Source organism: Chlorogloeopsis sp. ULAP02 (assembly GCF_038404745.2).
Classification (GTDB): domain Bacteria; phylum Cyanobacteriota; class Cyanobacteriia; order Cyanobacteriales; family Nostocaceae; genus Chlorogloeopsis.
Map to the genome: position 1 here is coordinate 59,440 of NZ_JAYKTT020000003.1, position 19,923 is coordinate 79,362.

General features: G+C 40.2%; 14 protein-coding genes and 4 pseudogenes. 12 read left to right on the plus strand and 6 right to left on the minus strand.

Features of this window, described 5'->3' with window-relative positions; genetic code table 11:
• Positions 1–211 precede the first annotated feature (211 nt).
• From U2718_RS03745 to pstB, 9 genes and pseudogenes are all read left to right on the plus strand, one after another.
• Entirely contained in the window at positions 212–451 is a 240-nt protein-coding gene (locus U2718_RS03745; protein ID WP_341994095.1) for a hypothetical protein, read from the plus strand.
• Positions 452–459: 8 nt separating this feature from the next.
• Positions 460–726 carry a hypothetical protein gene (locus U2718_RS03750; protein ID WP_341994094.1) on the plus strand — a complete coding sequence of 89 codons (267 nt, stop codon included), beginning with the start codon at positions 460–462 and terminating at the stop codon, positions 724–726.
• Positions 727–1,159: 433 nt separating this feature from the next.
• A complete protein-coding gene (locus U2718_RS03755) occupies positions 1,160–1,894 on the plus strand; it encodes a DUF1003 domain-containing protein (protein ID WP_341994093.1) in 735 nt (244 codons plus the stop codon).
• Between the two features lie 317 nt (positions 1,895–2,211).
• Positions 2,212–3,369, plus strand: a complete 1,158-nt coding sequence (locus U2718_RS03760; protein WP_341994151.1) for a sulfate ABC transporter substrate-binding protein — start codon at positions 2,212–2,214, stop codon at positions 3,367–3,369.
• A gap of 210 nt (positions 3,370–3,579) precedes the next feature.
• A complete protein-coding gene (locus U2718_RS03765; protein ID WP_341994092.1) occupies positions 3,580–4,581 on the plus strand; it encodes a PstS family phosphate ABC transporter substrate-binding protein in 1,002 nt (333 codons plus the stop codon).
• Positions 4,556–4,804 (plus strand): hypothetical protein, encoded by a 249-nt coding sequence (locus tag U2718_RS03770; protein WP_341994091.1) that lies wholly within the window; start codon positions 4,556–4,558, stop codon positions 4,802–4,804. Before U2718_RS03765 ends, U2718_RS03770 begins: the two co-directional genes overlap by 26 nt.
• Before the next feature lie 5 nt (positions 4,805–4,809).
• Positions 4,810–5,751 (plus strand): phosphate ABC transporter permease subunit PstC, encoded by a 942-nt coding sequence (pstC, locus tag U2718_RS03775; protein ID WP_289792345.1) that lies wholly within the window; start codon positions 4,810–4,812, stop codon positions 5,749–5,751.
• A gap of 6 nt (positions 5,752–5,757) precedes the next feature.
• Positions 5,758–6,654 (plus strand): annotated as a pseudogene (pstA, locus tag U2718_RS03780) (phosphate ABC transporter permease PstA).
• Between the two features lie 66 nt (positions 6,655–6,720).
• Positions 6,721–7,548: a phosphate ABC transporter ATP-binding protein PstB gene (pstB, locus tag U2718_RS03785; protein WP_341994090.1), complete on the plus strand. Its 828-nt coding sequence runs from the start codon at positions 6,721–6,723 to the stop codon at positions 7,546–7,548.
• 19 nt (positions 7,549–7,567) lie between these two features.
• Here pstB and U2718_RS03790 read toward each other — a convergent pair whose 3' ends face one another.
• Positions 7,568–8,818, minus strand: coding sequence for a tetratricopeptide repeat protein (locus tag U2718_RS03790; RefSeq protein ID WP_341994089.1), 1,251 nt, complete (start codon positions 8,816–8,818; stop codon positions 7,568–7,570).
• A gap of 357 nt (positions 8,819–9,175) precedes the next feature.
• On the opposite strand from U2718_RS03790, the gene ssuD reads away from it, so the two are divergent.
• Together ssuD and ssuE are read left to right on the plus strand one after the other, a co-directional pair.
• The gene (ssuD, locus tag U2718_RS03795; protein WP_341994088.1) at positions 9,176–10,336 is read left to right on the plus strand and encodes an FMNH2-dependent alkanesulfonate monooxygenase; all 1,161 of its coding nucleotides are present in this window, start codon (positions 9,176–9,178) and stop codon (positions 10,334–10,336) included.
• Positions 10,337–10,353: 17 nt separating this feature from the next.
• Positions 10,354–10,920, plus strand: coding sequence for an NADPH-dependent FMN reductase (gene ssuE, locus U2718_RS03800; protein WP_341994087.1), 567 nt, complete (start codon positions 10,354–10,356; stop codon positions 10,918–10,920).
• A gap of 116 nt (positions 10,921–11,036) precedes the next feature.
• Here ssuE and U2718_RS03805 read toward each other — a convergent pair whose 3' ends face one another.
• Both U2718_RS03805 and U2718_RS03810 read right to left on the minus strand, forming a co-directional pair.
• On the minus strand, positions 11,037–11,648 hold the full coding sequence (locus U2718_RS03805) for a hypothetical protein (RefSeq protein ID WP_341994086.1): 612 nt from the start codon (positions 11,646–11,648) through the stop codon (positions 11,037–11,039).
• A 92-nt stretch (positions 11,649–11,740) separates the two neighbouring features.
• Positions 11,741–12,019: pseudogene (locus U2718_RS03810) on the minus strand (ATP-binding protein); the annotation flags it as partial.
• Between the two features lie 64 nt (positions 12,020–12,083).
• On the opposite strand from U2718_RS03810, the pseudogene U2718_RS03815 reads away from it, so the two are divergent.
• Positions 12,084–13,395, plus strand: a pseudogene (locus U2718_RS03815) (IS701 family transposase).
• A 494-nt stretch (positions 13,396–13,889) separates the two neighbouring features.
• Here U2718_RS03815 and U2718_RS03820 read toward each other — a convergent pair.
• From U2718_RS03820 to U2718_RS03830, 3 genes and pseudogenes are all read right to left on the minus strand, one after another.
• Positions 13,890–15,533 (minus strand): HlyD family efflux transporter periplasmic adaptor subunit, encoded by a 1,644-nt coding sequence (locus U2718_RS03820; protein WP_411813219.1) that lies wholly within the window; start codon positions 15,531–15,533, stop codon positions 13,890–13,892.
• 186 nt (positions 15,534–15,719) lie between these two features.
• Positions 15,720–18,901: pseudogene (locus U2718_RS03825) on the minus strand (peptidase domain-containing ABC transporter).
• A gap of 81 nt (positions 18,902–18,982) precedes the next feature.
• Positions 18,983–19,783 carry a peptidylprolyl isomerase gene (locus tag U2718_RS03830; protein WP_411813220.1) on the minus strand — a complete coding sequence of 267 codons (801 nt, stop codon included), beginning with the start codon at positions 19,781–19,783 and terminating at the stop codon, positions 18,983–18,985.
• Positions 19,784–19,923 lie beyond the last annotated feature (140 nt).

A 19,923-nucleotide genomic window follows, 5' to 3' on the forward strand; every position in this document is an offset into this window, starting at 1 on the left:
ACAAAGCATATTGCCGAGTGGAGTTTTTTGCGTATTTACTCACAATTAGAAATTAACGTCTGAAGCGATCGCACAGAGTACACACTTTATTGCGATCGCAATTATTATCTATGTAAGAGCGACATTAGCAACAACTCCCTGCTTTTAAAGAAGACTTGCAGCAAGCATAAGCAGGCGAAGTTGTACGGTTTGTAACTAGAGGATACTAGTCATGAATACCCAAGAGATGTTTAAAAGCATTGCCTCAGAAGTTCAGCTTTTTAATAATATTGAAAAAAAGGAACAGTTTCTATTTGTACTAGGTGCTTTATTTTCTAGAGTTATTAGTTTGAAAAAAGCATCGGAAATTATGGATATAGAACCTGAAGTTTTCCTAGAGTTACTAGATTTGCTAGGGCTGGAGTTTTCTTATTTATCTCAACAAGATGTTGCGGTTGAAAAAAATCTTTAGCAGAAAGCTTGAATACACGTTTAGGTAGAGGTGAAGCAGAAGCAATAGCTCTTGGTATAGAGTTACAAACTGATTATATTCTTCTGGATGATTTTGCTGCTCGAAAAGAAGCTATACGTTTGGGGCTAAATGTAAAAGGAACTTTAGCCGTAATTAGAAAGCTTCATTTGGAGGGTAAAATTACTATAGATAATCTAGACGAAATCTATCAAAATCTAATAGCCATTAACTTTAGAGTTACGCGATCGCTTTTCGATCAGATTTTTAAGAATTAAATAAATATCTAATACTAATTATTCATGCTAACTCTATCCCCCTAAAGTTCATCGCCAAGTGGGATTTTTTGCATATTTACTCACAATTAAAAATTAACCTCTGTAGCGATCGCCTAAAACCCAATGCTAGTTTTTGAGAAAACAGACGATTGATACCAATGAGGATTGGAATAATACATAGAAGCAAATGTTCTTTATTCAGTAAATAATAAAGATAAGTTATTGATTTTTTTAACGAAGAATGCAGAATTCAGAATTTAGAATCTTCTGCTACTTCTGGGTTCTTTCTTAATCCTGCATCACTTTTATTTATTGATTCAAAAAACAAGAATATTTGCTTTTATCGATTAAATGGCTTTATCTTGAAATCAAGATGAATCGAACGCAAACAAACAAAAAAGTTTACAAACTTGATTTGAAGAAGAGGTGTAAGATGAAACCAGGAAGGCAATTGGCAAAAAATATTGAAGCAAAAGAACAAAAAAATTCTATTCGTTTACAGCAACATTCAACGCAAGTGCAAGAACTAGAAGTTGAAGAAAAAGTGACTTTAGGACAGCGTCTTGCTGATTCAATGGCTGCCAAAGTGGGTTCTTGGGCTTTTTTAATTGGACAAACTGGTGTTCTAGCAGGGTGGGTAGGTTTAAACTTGGCACCAGGAGTACCACATTGGGATGAGTCACCATTCATCTTGCTGAATTTGGTATTTTCGTTTGCCTCAGCATACACTGCTCCTATCGTCTTGATGAGCCAGAATCGGCAGTCTGATGTAGATCGCAAGAAAAACGAATACGATCACCTAGTGAATCGAAATGCTGCCCAAAATATTGAACTGCTCCATGAAAAAATGGATAATTTGCAGTCTCAGCAACTCCAACAACTGACTCAAATTGTCAGAGAACAGCAGCGGTGTCTGAATGAAATGAAGTCGAGTGTGATGCCGCTAATTAAACAGCAACAAGAAAATCTCAATGAAATGAAAGTGAGTGTATTGCCTACACTTCAACAACAGCAATCTCTCAATGAAATTAAACTTACTGATACTAATGGCAATCATTATTCAATTTACCTTCCATTTGAACTAAATCGACAAATTATGGAGAAAAGTAAAAAATCTGAGCTACAAATTGGAGAGCAAAGCCAAGTTGTAAAAAGTTTAGAAACTTGAGCTAAATAAATGATAAGGAAGTGCGATCGCGAACAGATATAAATTTTCCCAATTCAGCTTCTGTTGTACTAGCAGGAGCTAGTTTGTTTGATATAAAAGTTGTGAATGATACAGAAATAAATAGGGTAGTATGTGAAGTCAACTAGATAGAAATGCATCTCATAAAAATTTATCAAAAAGTGATATAAAAATGAATTTCTTTTTAAGTAACAAAAGATAAAGGTATATTTTGTTTACTATTCGATTACTCTATAATAGCCTTGATTACGGCATCTTGGTCAAGATACCGTAAATTAAGGAGTAAATAATAAATGGAAATAGGCAAGTCGCAACATTTGACACAATTGGGAATTTACCTAATAGGAGGATTCCAGACTTATGTCATGAAAGCTTTGCGTAATAGCCAACTTTCATATCAACGAGTAATCAGAGTTTTGTTGAATGGCAACTCTACACAAAGATTTGTATGTCTATTTTTAGCAGGTACTTTTTTAAGTGTAGCGATCGCCGCCTGCTCTGGAAGTAGTTCAGCTAGCAAGCCTGATGTCAAGCTCAGGCTCGTTTCCTACTCAGTAACCAAGGCTGCTCACGATCGCATCATTCCCAAATTTGTGGAACAGTGGAAGAAAGAACATAATCAGAACGTCACCTTTGAGCAGAGTTATGGAGGTTCTGGCACTCAAACTGCTGCTGTCATTTCAGGTTCCCAAGAAGCAGATATAGTACATCTAGCACTACCCCTAGATGTCAGCAAAATTCAGCAAGCAGGATTGATTAAATCAGATTGGGAAATCAAAGCTCCAAGAAATGGTGTTGTCACAAGATCCGTAGCCGCAATTGTAACCCGCGAAGGCAATCCCAAAGGCATCAAGACTTGGGAAGACTTGGCAAAAGATGACGTGAAACTGATTGCCGCTAATCCGAAAACTTCTGGTATTGCCATCTGGGAATTCTTGGCTATGTGGGGATCGGTGACTCAAACCGGAGGTGAGGAAGCGACAGCTCTAGATTATGTCACCAAAGTTTATAAGAACGCTCCTATACTCACAAAAGATGCCCGTGAAGCTAGTGATTTATTTTTCCAAAAAGGTCAGGGAGATGTCTTAATTAACTATGAGAACGAAGTAATTTTGGCAGAACAAAATGGAGCAAAACTACCCTATGTAGTACCACAAGTAAATATTTCCATTGACAACCCTGTAACTATAGTTGATAAAAACGTTGACAAGCACGGTACAAGAGAAGTTGCACAAGCTTTTGTTGATTTTCTTTACTCTACAGAAGCCCAACGCGAATTTGCCAAATTAGGATATCGTTCTGTTAATCCCACCGTTAGTCAAGAAGTGGTAAAACAATATCCCCCAATCAAAACCTTATTCACCTCTCTAGATTTAGGAGGTTGGGATCAGATCCAGAAAAAGTTTTTTGTAGATGGAGCAATTTTTGACAAAGTTCAAACTGCGAAGAAAGCATAAGAAGGCAGAGGGCGGAGGGCAGTAGACGCGGAAGCCGCTTCGCGTCTACCGTTCAGCGAAGCTGTTCCCGTTCCCCGAAAGGGGTTCCCGCAGGGTAGGGTAGGTACGGCTACTTGCACCAAGTCGTTGCGCGCAAGAGCGTAGGTAGGCAGAAGGGCATAAATGTAATTTTGTTTTGGAAATTTTCAAAGTAATTAGATATTTGAGTCTATGAACCTTGGTACTCGATTGAAGGGTAGGTTTTTCCTGACATTTTTGATGCTTATTGGCTACGGTGTCACTGGGTGCGATCGCGCTCAAGAAGAGAAAAGCCAAGTGAGTATTGATGGTGCAGCGGTAGGTTTTCCTATTTCTCTGGCAGTTGCAGAAGAATACGAGAAGGTTAAACCAGAAGCTAAAGTTAGCGTTGCTTCCAGTGGTACTGGTGGTGGAATCAGTAAGTTTTGCGCTGGCGATATTGATATTGTTGGCGCTTCTCGTACTATTAGAGATGAAGAAATCGAAAGATGTAAAAGCAAGAATATTGAATTTGTCGAGTTGCCTATAGGCTTAGATGGAATTGCTGTTATTGCCAATCGTCAAAATAACTTTGCTAAATGTTTGACTATTAAAGAACTTGACAAGATGTGGAGTGCAAAATCAGATGGCAAAGTCTTGAGTTGGAAACAAATTAATTCCAAGTTTCCTGACAAACCGCTGAAACTTTATGCTCCTGCTTCTGATACGGGAACATTTGATTATTTTACCCAGGCAGTGACGAAGAAAGCTAAAAATGGTCGTACAGATTACACTCCTAGTCACAATCAAAATCTTCTTGTTCAAGGAGTTTCAGGTGAAGAATCAGCTTTAGGATATGTAGGAATATCTTACTACATTCAAAACCAAGACAAACTAAATTTAGTTGCGGTCAAAGGCCCTACAGGAAAGTGTGAAAAACCAGTTCCAATAGATAACGTTGTCAAGAATATCTATACACCATTGTCTCGTCCTCTGTTTATCTATGTTAGTAAAAAATCCATAGATAACAAACCAGCAGTCAAAGAATTTGTGGATTTTTATCTAGAAAATTCTTGGAAGTGGGTAGACAGTGTTGGTTATGTAGCACTACCAGATGAAGCTTATGTCAAAACCAAACGAAAATTTGCTGCTGGTGAAACTGGTACAAAATTCAAAAAAGCAAAACCAGGTGAGCCAATTACAAACTTTATTTAAAAGGCATATTGTAGGGTGTGTTGTCGCGCAGCGCAACGCACCATCTCAGATTCCTGGTGCGTTAGGACTAATGTCCATAACCCACCCTACCAAATCTTTAATTTCTAAGGTAGTTCCGATGAAACAAGTTTCACCCGCCAAAGATGAAAGAGGTTTTTTCTCCTACACCCCTAAACCCCTACACCTCCACACCCATTTTCAAGACAGAAAGCAGAAGTTATAAAAATTATGACGAGCATAAATCCTCAAAATGGTTTTCATCAAAACTCTAGGCACATACTAGAGAAACATCCATCAGAAGATATTCAAGACAAGATTGTGGCGACAATTTTATTTGGTTGTGCTTTAGTTTCTGTGCTGACAACCTTTGGAATTGTCATGATTATTTTTCAGGTGGCATTTGAATTTTTCCAAAAAGTTTCGTTCGCCCAATTCTTTCTTGATACTAAGTGGACACCTTTATTTGCAGAACAGCATTTTGGCATTTGGCCTTTGATTAATGGCACTTTTTTGACTACAGTTATTGCGATGGCAGTTGCTATTCCTTTGGGTTTATCTTCTGCTATTTATTTAAGTGAATATGCCCAACCAAAAGTAGCAGCAATTTTACGCCCAGCGATGGAACTTTTGGCAGGAATACCCACGGTAGTCTATGGTTACTTTGCACTGTTGTTTGTCACACCATTGCTGCGAAATATTATTCCCTTGGAAATCTTCAATGCTTTAAGCGCAGGGTTAATGATGGGAATCATGATTACCCCTACAGTTGGTTCCATCAGTTTAGACGCGATTCGCTCAGTTCCACGTTCTTTACGAGAAGGAGCTTACGCTTTAGGAATAACTAAACTAGAAAGTATTTTTAGAGTGGTTCTGCCAGCAGCACTATCTGGAATTATCGCCTCAATTATTTTAGGTATTTCTCGCGCTGTTGGTGAAACTATGACTGTTCTCATCGCCGCCGGACAACAACCAAAACTGACTGTTAATTTTGCAGAGTCTATAGAAACGATGACAGCTTACATGGCGCAAATTTCTGGTGGAGATAGCCCCCGTGGTAGTCTCAATTTTCAGACTTTATATGCCGTAGGTGCTGTTTTGTTTCTGATTACTCTAATTTTGAATATTATCAGTTACTGGATTTCTAATCGCTTTAAAGAAAAATACGAGTAAATAAGCATGGCTACAATTTATCCAAGAGATGATTCTCACAATTCCGTAGTAGAATTTACTGATAATGTTGATAAGAGAGAAAAAATAGGAAAAATATTTGAGATACTTTTTTTGTTAGGACTATTGATAGGTTTATTTGTCCTAGCGTTATTACTTTTTGATGTTTTACGAGACGGATTAGGCAGATTTTTGACACCCGGATTTTTGACTGAAACTCCTTCTCGTTTTCCCGATCAAGGTGGTATTCGCCCTGCTATTGTCAGCAGTGTTCTTTTAGGAGTTGTCGTTATTTTGATAACTGTACCGATTGGGGTAGGAGCAGCTTTATATCTAGAAGAATACGCACCCAAAACCTGATGGGCAGCAATTATTGAGATTAATATTAGCAATCTAGCGGGAGTACCTTCTATTGTTTATGGATTGTTGGGTTTAGGTGTTTTCAATTATTTACTTGGGTTTGGTCCTACTTTGATTTCTGGAGCGTTGACTTTATCTTTGTTGTCTTTACCAGTTATTATTGTGACAGCAAGAGAAGCAATTCGCGCAGTTCCCGATTCCCTCAGATATGCTTCTTACGGCTTGGGTGTGACTAAGTGGCAAACACTTAGTAATCACGTCATACCCTATGCTATTCCTGGTATTCTTACAGGAGTAATTATTTCTGTGTCTCGTGCTATTGGTGATGCCGCATCTTTGATTGTGGTTGGTGCTGTGGGTTTTCTTACCTTTAACCCTGGTTTATTCCAGAGATTTATGGCATTACCTATTCAAATTTATAGTTACATTACTCGTCCAGAACCGGGTTTTGCTAATGCTGCTGCTGCAACAATTATTGTTTTAATACTTTTGGTTTTAGCTTTAAATGGTTTAGCAATCTATATTCGCCAACGCTTCTATCATTAAACAGTTAATTGCATAATTATTAACTGTCTAAATCTAGGTTTTATATATATTCGGAGAAAAGCTAAGATGAGTTATCATAATAGTAGAAATCAACTAAATTCCACACTCAATCAACAAGATGATGCTGTATTCGATGTTGAAGGTGTGAAGGTTTATTATGCTGGTTTTTTGGCACTTCTAGATGTCTATTTGAGAATTCCTCAAAAACAAATTACCGCTTTTATTGGCCCTTCAGGCTGTGGTAAAAGTACTCTGCTGCGTTGCTTTAATCGCATGAATGATTTAATCCCTGGAGCTAAGGTAGAAGGTAGGTTAATTTACCGCGATCGCAATATTTACGATTCCAAAATTAACTCTGTAAAACTGCGCCGACAAGTAGGAATGGTTTTTCAAAGACCGAATCCTTTTCCTAAATCAATATACGAGAATATTGCCTTTGGGCCGCGTGCTAACGGTTATAACGGTAATCTTGATGAATTAGTAGAAGAATCCCTCAAACGTGCCGCCATCTGGGATGAAGTTAAAGACAAGCTCAAAGCAAAGGGTACAGCTTTATCTGGCGGACAACAGCAACGGCTTTGCATTGCACGGGCGATCGCTATGAAGCCAGACGTATTATTGATGGATGAACCTTGCTCGGCTCTCGATCCCATTTCTACCCGTCAAGTAGAAGAACTCTGCCTAGAACTCAAGCAACAATACACCATCATTATGGTGACTCACAATATGCAACAAGCTTCAAGGATTGCTGATTGGACGGCGTTCTTCAATACAGAAATTGATGAGCATGGCAAACGTCGCGGTAAATTAGTCGAGTTCAGCCCTACAGAACAAATGTTCCATACTCCTACAACCACAGAAGCTGAGGAATATATCAGTGGACGTTTCGGTTAATTTTTCTAACACAACCCTATCAAGCAGTAATGCCATAAATCCAACTCTGCTTTTGCGCTAGCAATAGTGCATCTTGATAAACCTGCTCAAACAAAACTCGCTGCGCATGACTACCACCAACAGAATGCAAGCGTGGTAAAACAGGTTTGAGTTGCGCTATGGCTGTATTGAAATCACCTTTGGCATGAGCAACCATTCCCTTAGCTGCGGGAATTGCTACCTCTAACCAGCCTTGTCGTAGAAAAGGATTAATACTCAAAGCATATTGTTCCATACTCAATAACATCTGGTTTACCCAGTCAGTAAGTCCAGCTTTAGCCATCGCATAGACGTAATGCAAGTCTTGAAAAGGTAGAGCGTGTTCATGAATACGAGGATAAAGATAACTACTCAATTGTTGCCACCGACTACCCACATTCACACCTCGTAACTCTAGTCGTAATAGAAGTGAAATTGCTCCGACTTGATCTTTGGGAGATAGTTTGCTGGCGCGTCCCCAAATATGGGTATCATAAAATGCCAAGACTTTCTCAGTATCGCCTCGCTCTAAATAATACAGGGCGATGTGCCACCAGTTATGGGTATACAGCATAGAGTTGCAGTTTTCCCAAGTATCAGCAAAAGCTTCCATCCAAGCGATACCTTCATCTACTCGCCCTTGAGTTTCCAAAACATGGGCAACGGCATGATGCGCCCAAGGATCGTAGCGATTCATTGCTGTTGCTTTACGTCCCATTGCTTCTGCCGCTACTAGCTCGTGGCACTGTTCTAAACCAAACGCAACCATACCGTATAGATAATGGTTTTCAAGATTGCCAGGTAGAACCTTTTGGGCAATTTGCAATAATTTTTCTTTGTCACCCAAGTAAAAATAGTGATACTGTCCTTGCTGTACTGATATCAAGTCACGGGGAAATTTATTGGTAATCTCTTCATGGAGAGCGATCGCCACATCAATTTCTTTGTTTGCCCAAGCTAAAATTGCTTGCACATATAACTGTTCTCTATTAGTAATCTTGGCTATATTCTTTTGGGCTACTTGCAAATGGGGCTGGGCTTGCTGCCAAGCTATCCTGTTTTCTTGAGAAAGATAATAAGCAGCAGCATAGGCATGGGCTAAAGCACAAGTTGGATCTGCTGTAATTGCTTGCAAAATCGCTATTTCTGCATCTTTGCCATAAAAAAGCGCTCGATCAATAAAGCGGTTAATGGCTGCGATCGCGTCTGGTGAATCGGTTGTGATTGTTAGTCCTTGTGAATCTCTTATCATTAGTTAATTCCTCACACCAAAAATTCCCACAGACTAGAAGTCTGAATGGCAATTGCAACAATGGGGGAAACTCTCCGTTGTCGCAACTGCCGCGCGATTTCTAATCACTAGGATTTATTAAATACTGTAAGTCGGTCGGAATAGTGGATTTAATATCGAGTATGTCACACGATTTTAAAAATAACAACAAGTAAACTACTGTAAAACGATAGATAAACTGTATTTAGTTTTGTAAATATATTGCGTTAACTTAGTTACCTATGCGATACTCTGAAGTGAAATAAATAATACGGTATACAGATAGATTTACCGTAATAAAAAAGCAGAGAAATTTTGCAGCGACTCTGAATAGACATCATGCAGCTACTTTGGTTTATTCCAACTCACGGTGAGGGGCGTTATCTTGGTACTGCCATTGGCGGGCGGGCAGTTAACTTTGATTACTGGCGGCAGATTGCCCAAGCCGTGGATCATTTGGGTTTTACGGGTGCATTACTACCTACAGGACGTTCTTGTGAAGACGCCTGGATTTTGGCATCAACTCTAGTAACGCATACTAAAAGAATGCGATTTTTGGTGGCAATTCGTCCGGGGTTGATGTCACCGGGGGTAGCGGCACGGATGGCAGCAACATTTGATCGTATATCCGGTGGAAGATTACTGATTAACGTCGTCACGGGTGGCGATCCCGTAGAATTGGCTGGGGATGGTTTGCATCTTTCCCATGATGATCGCTACGAATTAACAGATGAATTTTTGACGGTGTGGCGGCAGATTGCAGCAGGGGAAATTGCAGATTTTCAGGGAGATTATCTCAACATACAAGGTGGTAAGCTGCTCTTTCCAACAGTACAGAAACCTTATCCACCATTGTGGTTTGGGGGTTCTTCACCCATTGCCCAGCGTATTGCAGCTAAACACGTAGATGTGTATTTAACTTGGGGCGAACCACCAGAACAAGTTGCTGAAAAGATAGCTTCTGTAAAGCGGTTAGCAGAAGCAGAAGGCAGAACATTACGCTTCGGTATTCGCTTACACGTAATTGTGCGAGAAACTGAAAGCCAAGCATGGGATGCAGCTAATGATTTAATTCGTTACGTGGATGAAGAGGCGATCGCCAAAGCCCAACAAGCTTATTCACGTATGGATTCCGAAGGACAACAGCGGATGCAAAACTTACATAACGGTAGTCGCGAAGCTTTGGAAATCAGTCCGAATTTATGGGCAGGAATTGGTTTAGTTCGGGGTGGTGCCGGAACTGCTTTGGTAGGCGATCCCGATACCGTTGCGAAGAGAATACAGGAATATAGCGAATTGGGTATCGATACTTTTATCTTTTCTGGATATCCCCATTTAGAAGAAGCATATCGAGTCGCAGAATTACTCTTCCCGCGTTTGCCTCTGGAAAACCAGCCAATATTGGAACCACAAGTACTAAGTCCTTTTGGCGAAATTGTGGCTAACCGAGAATTCCCAAAACAGCAAATTCAAGAAAAGACAATTGCAACTGTAGATTAAAGAGGTTTTTAATAAAAATGACTAATATTTTGGCGATCGCTGGCAGTCCTTCCCACCCTTCCAGAACCTATGCAATTTTAGAATATGCTAGCAAGATTCTCTCACAGCAAGATTTACAGACAGACATTATTTCTGTACGGGATTTACCAGCGCAAGATTTGGCATTTGGACTTTACAATAGTCCAGCATTAGAACAACCAAAAGCATTATTAGCAAAGGCAAGTGGAGTAATTATATCTACTCCCATATATAAAGCAGCGTACACAGGCGTACTTAAAGCATTTCTAGATTTATTACCCCAAAAAGCATTGGCGGGTAAAGTTGTACTACCAATAGCAACAGGTGGGACAATTGCTCATTTATTATCAGTTGAGTATGCCTTGAAACCTGTGTTATCTGAGTTAGGTGCGCGGCACATATTGAGTACAGTCTATGCTGTAGATAAACAAATTCAAATTCAAGCTGATGGTAGCGTGCAACTTGATGAAGAAATTGAGCAAAGATTAAAAGATGTTCTAAATGAGTTCGCTCAAGCAGTGAACCATTCCCAGAATATTGCTAAAGAGCTTGCCCATGCCGGTTAGTCAATAACGCTTCTCCCTAAATTGCCTAGTGAGCAGGTGAGTAATTCACATTCATCTGCTCATTTGTTGTCTGATTTTGATTAACCTTGCAGAATCGACATTTTACGAGATGAAAATTACTTTTGTCGTTGGAGCATCATTACTACAAAACCAGTCCCTTTCTCTTCATGTAAATACATTTCCTCCTCAAGAATTCTGAGGCTGCTGGCTTCAATAAAGTTGTGAAGAATGCTTTGAAGAAACTTTCGAGACCGATAAAGGCGGATTTTTTCTTGTGGATTTAATATTATATTTTCCTCCTCTACAAGTATTATGTGAAGTGGTTTGGTGCTTTTATTTTCAAAGAAACAATCAATTTGTATTACCTGACCATAATTCTGCCAATCGTTCGAGGATACCTCAACTGTATAGAAATCATCCGTCTCAATCGGAGTCAGGTTTAGAAAAACGTTCTGTAGAAGAGCGCTAAATGCAAACTTCCGAAAGGAGATATTTTCATACTCTGCTTGAATAGAACTAATTGTTCTCTGGAAATTTCTCGGCTCTAGTTTATAGAGGTCAATAATCTGAACCTCAAAAAGTAGTAGATCCTCAGATCTCATTACTTGCACAATGTTATCAAGAACTTGTTTCGGCTTCTCAACATTAGCGATGGTATTACCAATAAACCCATACATTATGGGTTGTTGTTGTCCAAATATTTGGGCAATTTGAGCAATCTCTGTCATCCCATCTTGAGTTTCAATGTCCCGTTGAATAGCAATGCGACGATGAACTGGTAACTATATAAATGTCAACTATCCTGACCGAATCGCGTCAATTATTCTGACCGATTTTCATCATGAGAAGAGGACTTATGTAAAGCAGCCTGTTTGCGAAAACTGTCAGCTTGAATTTCAAGGATGACAGCGTGATGCACCAGGCGATCGACAGCAGCGACAGTCATAGTAGAGTCAGCAAAAATTTCATCCCAAGAACTGAAGGGATGATTAGAGGTAATCAGTAGACTTTTGAGTTCGTAACGATGAGCAATCAACTCAAACAAGACAGAAGTTTCAGCTTCAGATTTTTTGACATAACCAATATCATCAACAATTAATCTTTCTTTTGTCACTCTGGGAAGAGTAAAATCAGAAAAGAGGAGTGAAAGCCAGGAGGGGACGATGACACAGCCAAGAAGCCCCAAACCAAGCATTAAATTTGTAGATGAATATTGTGCAATCTACCGAAATCTCTTTCCAGAAGTCAGGAGTTTTGAAAATTTTCGAGATTTGCATTTAGGAATGATATCCGAAATAAAAAGGAAAACCTTACCAGAAATAGCCAAGGTAGTAGGATTAGAGAATCAGCAATCATTACATCATTTCTTAACCGAATCACCATGGTCAGTAGAATCTTTAAACAAGCGAAGATTAGAATTAATTCTGCGAGTATTAAACGAGCGGTCAATTATTTTAATAATTGATGAAACTGGAGACAAAAAACAAGGTAGTACTACAGACTATGTGAAACGTCAGTATATTGGAAACTTAGGCAAAATTGAAAATGGAATAGTTGTAGTTACAGCCTATGGGGTCATAGAGGATATGACTTTTCCTTTAACATTTCAAATTTATAAACCACGGGAGAGATTGAAAGCAGGAGATAAATATAAAACTAAACCAGAAATTGCAGCAGAATTAATTAGAGAACTCAAAGAAACGGGGTAAAAGGATTGAACTGGTTTTGGCAGATAGCCTGTATGGAGAAAGTGATGGGAATTTTATTAGTGTTTTGAATCAATTACAACTTAGTTTTGTTGTAGCTATACGTAGCAACCACGGAGTTTGGCTACCAAAGGAGCAAAGCATTAGGTATAACAAATGGCGTTGTTTCAATCGTGTTTTCTCGAATGGAAATCAGGAAGTTCGATATATTAGAGAGATTATTTTTGGCAAGCGGCGCGACATTCGTTATTGGCAAATCACAACGGATACAGAAAAACAACCTGAAAAATCAACATGGTTTTTAATGACGAATGTTCCAGATATTAAGTACTCAGAAGTTGGGAATTTTTACGGTCTACGAACATGGGTAGAATATGGACTTAAGCAAAGTAAAAATGAACTGGGATGGGCAGATTTTCGACTGACTCATTATCCTGACATTCAAAAGTGGTGGGAAATAGTTTGTAGCGCCTATCTCATGGTTAGCCTTCATTCAAGTGTCTTCCATGAATCTCATAGTTATATTCTCAAGATATTTGCAGAACACCCTTTATGGAATGAAAAACATGGTTGGAAGAATATCTTGAATAATTTACGTCTTATTGTTCAACCTTTAATCCTTTTCAATTTGATTAAACCTTGGCTCAAGATATTTTCTATTCCCCAACTTCAGAGTGGATTTTCTAATTTAATTAGCATCATGAATACCTTGCATAATCATCTCTTTTTGTCCCTTTGGTTAGACTATTTCTCTTTTTCCTCTGCCTAGAGTGACAAAAGAAAGATAACTTGGTTATAGATAAATCTTCACAACGTCCTATATAGCGTTTTGTGAGAACACCACCAACTTTTCTGTAACCGTACCAATAACTAGCCTGTCCCTTCGTTCCCTTCTCTTTACGAGCGGTGTAAGGTGGTTCATTGTTATTAGGGACATAGCGAAAAGATTGGGCAGTCAAGAGCCACCTCTGCCACTTCTCCCACTGCTTATTTATTTCAATAATGTTCGTGCTGTTATGAGGTGAAAGTAACCCCTCTCCTACTACTGAAAGCTTGCTCATCTTAGTTACCCATAACCTATCTGTAACTAATCTATACGTAATTTGAGTTAGGTTACATAAATTTTCCGATCGAGTTACACAGAAAAAATATCTGTAACTCAAATCCAAACAGCGATCGCAATTTATCCAAGCACTTATATGTCAACGCAATAAACAGCGGAAGATGGCAATCTAAATATTGATGTAATTCCTGCAAAAAGCCTTAACGCACAGTTTTCAAGCTCTCCACAGAAGAGCTAAACATATCAGTGAAAATCGACATCACCGTGCGTTCCCTGAGCTTAATATTGGCACCTATGGACATCCCCGATTGCAACGGTATCTTGCGTCCATTCACCAAAAGCGACTGCTGTTCCAACTGCACTTTAGCAGGAAATCTGTAAAACGGATAAATCTGATCCGGTGGCAAAGCATCGGAACCAATCCACACCAACTTACCTTTAATATCCCCAAACTCGCTCTTAGGAAACGAATCAATCCTCACATCTACCATCATTCCCTCTTTCACAAAACCAATATCTTTGTTAGTGATAAACACTTTGGCAATGAGTGCATCAGTGGGTACAACCTTAAGGATTGGTTCGCTGACTGTAACTACAAATCCTGGAGTATGTGCCTTGAGTTCAAAGATTGTACCTGCAACTGGTGCGACAATCTCCTGATACTTCAGATTCAGCCTTGTTTGGCTAAGTTGGCTATCAATCTCAGCGATGCGTTTGTTATTTTCTACTATGGCTTTCGTCAGTTGAGAGTCAATTTCTGCTATACGTTTATTATTTTCTGAAATTTGATTGAGCCAATCTCTACGAGAAAGAGCAACAGTGTTTTGTAATTTTGCTACTCCTTGTGCTATGGCTGACTGCAAACGTGCCTTTTCTTGAATCAGTTGGTCAATTTCTGATAGTGCGTTACGGACTTCTTGTTCTTGTTTGAGGTACTGAATTTTGGAAATAGCCCCAGATTGCATGAGTGGGGTAACGTTATCCAAAATACCTTGATTCATGACCAAGGTTTCTTTAGTTGTAGCGAGTTTAATTTCAGCTTGCTGGAGTTGGCGCTTTGATTGGTCAATTTCCAACCCGGCAGCAGCTACACGGGCATTTAGTTCAATTTGGTTGGATAAAAAGCGTTCTTTTTGTTCTAGTGTGAGGCGAACTTTAGATAAATTATCATCTAATTGGGTGCGATACACTTGGTTTTCTGCAACCAACGCGGCTCGACTTTTTGTGAGGTCAAGCATTGAGGTAGGAATTTTCAAAGATGTAACATCAACACTCTTTCCACTTTTTAGCTGCGATTGATAAAATTGGTTTTCTTGAGCAAGAGAAGAGTGTATTTTTTGTAACGAATCTAACTGAGCTAATGCAGTAGTGGAATCAAGGCTGAGGAGGCGTTCTCCTTGTTTTACTTGCTTGCCATCTTCAACATAAATTTCTTTGACTACGCCACCAACAGGCGCTTGTACTTCCTTAACAGTACCTGTTGGTTCCAGCTTACCAGTGGCAGAAACCGCTTCTTCAATTTTGGTTACGTTTGCCCAGATAATAGTACCAGCAGTTACTGCCATTAAACTCCACAAAATTGCTCTTGACCACTTCCTTGATTGAGTAAGAATAACTGGTTGGTCAAATTTATGGAGACTACGTGCTACAGTCCGAGGTGGTTTTGGTTCTATAGAGTCTGGTGTAGCGTGATTTGATAGCTGTTCCAATTGTTGGATAGAAGTTATTGATTGTTTCGGTGAGCTATTGCCATTACTTCCATTTTTACCGTTATCGTTAGTACCATTACCATTGTGGAAATCTTTGCTATTACCATTTGTACCGTTGACGTTATTGTTATTCATAATTAGTTTGTGTAAACGTGATTATTTATAAAGTTTTAGTTATTGATAGTTATTATTTGTAAGTGTTGGCTGTTTGTGAGAGTGTTATCTTTTTTGTTGGTGATTACTTGTTAAAGCTTTATGATTAAGCTTTTAATTGTTGGTTATTTATAAACTTTCTAGGTTAGAGAATTTAGATGGACTGTCTCATCCTCCCGCAGTCTCTTGTTGCTGATACAGACAGTAGTACAATCCTTTGAAAGCCATAAGTTCATCATGGGTTCCTTGTTCTGCTACTTGTCCTTGGTTCATCATCAAGATAATATCGGCATTACGGATAGTTGCTAATCTATGGGTAATAAAAAGTACTGTTCTTCCTTTGAATGCTTGTGCTAAATTCAGACAGACTTGCCGTTCAGTAGCATAATCCAAAGCGCTGGTAGCCTCATCCAGTATGAGCAGTGGTGGATTTTGCAGTACAGTACGGGCGATCGCTATTCTTTGTCTTTGTCCCCCAGATAAAGCAGCACCTCTTTCGCCAACACGAGTTTCATAACCCGAAGGCAGGTTCATAATAAAGTCGTGGGCGCAAGCGATTTTGGCGGCTTCGACAATTTCTTCAGGCATCGCGTCTGGCATTGTCAGGGCAATATTTTCTTGCACTGTAGTATCAAACAGAAGAGTATCTTGCAGCACCATGCCAATTTGTTGCCGCAAGGAGTAGAGTTCGACTTTGCTGATATCATAGCCATCAATGAGGATGCGACCAGAATCTAACTCATACAGACGCGGTATTAACTTTGTCAGAGTGCTTTTGCCAGCACCGCTTTGTCCTACAACTCCCACAAATGCACCACTAGGAATTTCAAGACAAATGTTGTTAAGTTGTGGGTTAGGACTCTTGCCGAAGCTGAAGGTAACGTTTTCATACTTAAGCTGCCCGACGATTGCAGGCATGGGAATTTGGGAAGAGGGGGAGAGGGGGCGAGGGGGTGAGGGGGGGAATTTCTTCCTTTCTCCCACTCTCCCACTCTCCCACTCCCCCCCTCCTAGTTCGGTTTCCTGTGGAGTATCGAGAATATCAGCAAGACGTTCAAGGGATAATGCCGTTTCTTGGAAGTTCTGCCACAGTTGAATTAACCTTAGTAGGGGACTGGTAACGTAGCCTGCAATGATACGAAAAGCAATTAATTCTCCTAATGTAAGTTGCTTTTGCAGTACCAAATACGCACCAACCCATAACAATAGCAAACTGGAGAGTTTGTTGAGAAAATTGCTAAAGGAACTGGCGGTATTGGAGGTAAGGACATTTTGAAAGCTGGCGCTAATGTAACGTGCGTAGCGTGTCTGCCATTGCCATCTGGAATTGAGTTCGATATTTTGGGCTTTAACAGTTTGGATACCAGAGACAACTTCTACTAAATAAGATTGAGTTTCGGCATTCCTTTCGGCTTTGGTTCTGGTTTGTTGACGAATGATGGGAGCGAATATAAAAGTTAATAAGGCAAATAAAGGTACAGTTGCCAGTGCCACGATAGTTAGCAACCAGCTATACCAAATCATTACTGCGATGTAGATGACAGAGAATATGGCATCCAGGACAACAGTAAGGGCAGTACCCGTAAGGAAAGAACGAATGTTCTCCAGTTCGTTAATGCGGCTAGATATTTCTCCGACAGGGCGCTTTTCAAAGTAACGTAGTGGTAATCTTAGTAAATGGTCAATAACTTCTGCACCCAAACTTAAGTCAATACGGTTAGTGGTATCAACAAATAAGTTGGTTCTTAGCCAAGTAATCACACCTTCTACCACAGCTATTGCAATTAAAAGAAAACCCAAAACGTGGAGGGTGTTAATGCCATTTTGAACGATAACTTTATCAATAATTACCTGTGTAATTAAAGGGTTTGCCAACCCCAATAGTTGCACGAATAATGAAGCGATAAAGACTTCAATTAAGACAGTGCGATGCTTTTTGATAGCAGGAATAAACCAACTTAAATCAAAGCGACGTTTAGGAGTTTCTTTAGTTGGTTGAAGGAGTAATACTTGACCTGATTCACCCCAAGCTTCAACAAAATCTGCTGGCTTTTTATGGGTAATGCCCTGTTCGGGGATGGCAAGTACCAATTCTTTTTCTGATGCTTTGTAAAGAATAGCAAAACCCTCAAGCCAAGGCAGCAGTACGGGTGTGGGGAGTTTAGAGATGGCGACTGCGGGAATGTTAACGAGTTGAGATTTCAGTCCCAACAGTTCGGCGACGCCTCCGCAAAGTTCAATTGAGATTTTGCCAGTGCGTTGATAGTTGTTGACTAAGGCACGACGCAGTACATCTCGCTTCCAAGGCATTCTTAGATGTTGGGAAAGCATTTGAAAACAAGCAAGGGTGCTATCAACTGGCCCTCTACCATGAACGTAGGGATATTTTACTCTTTGGGCTTGAGCGAGGTCTAGAGCTTCTTCTGGGTGTTCTGGGGCGTAGGGTGCGTTGTCCCAAATGGAGGAGGGGGGGAGAGGGGGAGTGGGGGAGTGGGGGAGGGGGAGAATGAAAGAGTAGGGTCAATAAAACCTACTAGGCGAAGTCCTTTGGGATTTTCTACATAGATATAAGTTTGTGGTTCTTGTTTATCAGCCCCAAATCTACTAATGGTTTGAGAATAGGAAAAGTTCCCCCCCTCTCCCCCTGTCCCACTCCCCCCCTCACATGAAATGCGCTCACCTACTGTATAATTAGAACCTTTACTGCTGACTAACCACAGTAGATTGGGGTCTAGTTGTTGGAGTGGTGTTTTACCTGAAGGTAGGTTGAGGATAGTAGCTGATTTGGTGGTGGCTTGTGCTTTTTCTAATAAATCATCGCAAGCCTTTCCCCGGCGTTGTAGTTCTGCTCCCAACAAGTCGTAGATTTCAATTAGGCTACAGTGATTGCGGAAATATTCAGCAAAAGAGGAGGGGGGGAGCGGGAGAGTGGGAGAGTGGGAGAACTTCACCCCCTCACCCCCTCGCCCCCTCTCCCCCTCTTCTTCCTCCAGCAGTGCCAAAAAGTCCGTCGCTTTCAGGGTGAGGCAAAGGGTTTCAACACAAGCGATCGCTGTTTCGCAAGCAACACCGCGCACCAAGCTTGTCCATCCTAAGATTTTCCCCGGTTTGAGTAGTTGCAGCGTTTCTGGAGCAGCAGCACCGGGTGCATATGCCAACAAACGTGCTTGTCCTGTGTGGAGGATGGCAATTCTTGCAGGTAGGGTTTCTTTCACGAGAATGGCTTGTCCCATCCGGTAGCGCAATGGTTCGAGCTTTGCGGCGATGCGTTCAATCACACCTTTGTCGAGCTTGTCAAAGGGGGAGATGCTGGTTAAGAATTCTTCAAAGGTGGTGGTGTTGGAAGTCATGGCGTTACTAAGGTGGTGCGTCAAAACAATTCAAAATTCAAAATTGCAATCAGTGGGGGCTTGTACCCAAAATTACTGAATTCAAAAAAGTCTTTTTTCATTTTGAATTTTGCATTTTGAATTCAAAATCTGGTCAGTTCTTAGAGAAATTTGTGCATTGTTTAATTCTTCAGTCAGCCAAGTTTCAAACAAATGATTGAGCAGTGTAGTGCGTGTAGCATCATCTAACTGGGCTGGAATTAACTTTTCCAGTCGTATAATTACCACCCAGTTTTCCAATTGCATTGGCGGCCACAACTGTCCTGGTTGGGAAATGGTGAGTTTCTGTGCAATTGCTGGGTGGGGTTGAGAAAGACCAACTGGGCCAACTAGTCCTCCTGTTTGCGCTTCTTGTCCTTGCGAGTAAAGGCTTGCACATTCAGCAAAAGTCTGTTCTCCTGCTTTAATCCGAAAGTAAAGTTCTTGGGCTACTTCTGCATCAGATGTGCGAATCAAGGAATAAATTACTTTATCTAACTGCGGTTTATATTGCAGAAAGTACGATTCAATCTTTGACCCCCAAGTGGCTTGCTTAAATTTTTCAATCCTCAGTTCTCGTGTAGCTAATGACTCCAATTGCTCACAACTCATGCCATAATGCTTCAACCAAGCTTCTCTTTGTGCTGGTGTTGTTAGTTGATTATTCTTGTAATACTGCTCTATAGCGCTAGTTTTCTCTTCTGCTGTTAAAAGTATGGGTGCGTTAGCGGAGCTTAACGAAGTTATCGCTTCATCAATAATTAGGAAGCGGCACAATTGGGGCAGCATTTGATAACCAGCCAGCACTGGGAAAATTTCTGCGGCGCTGATGCTGCGGTTGCCAAATTGGAGGATTTGAGCCATAGAGTGCGAAAAAGCAAGGTGAGAGGAAATTGGTATTAGCATTTCCCTTTCGCATCATGGCTTCTTATTTTTAAATATGACAATGATGGGTACACGTATATTCTTCAAAAGAACTTTTTTTGAATACTTAGAAATACTGG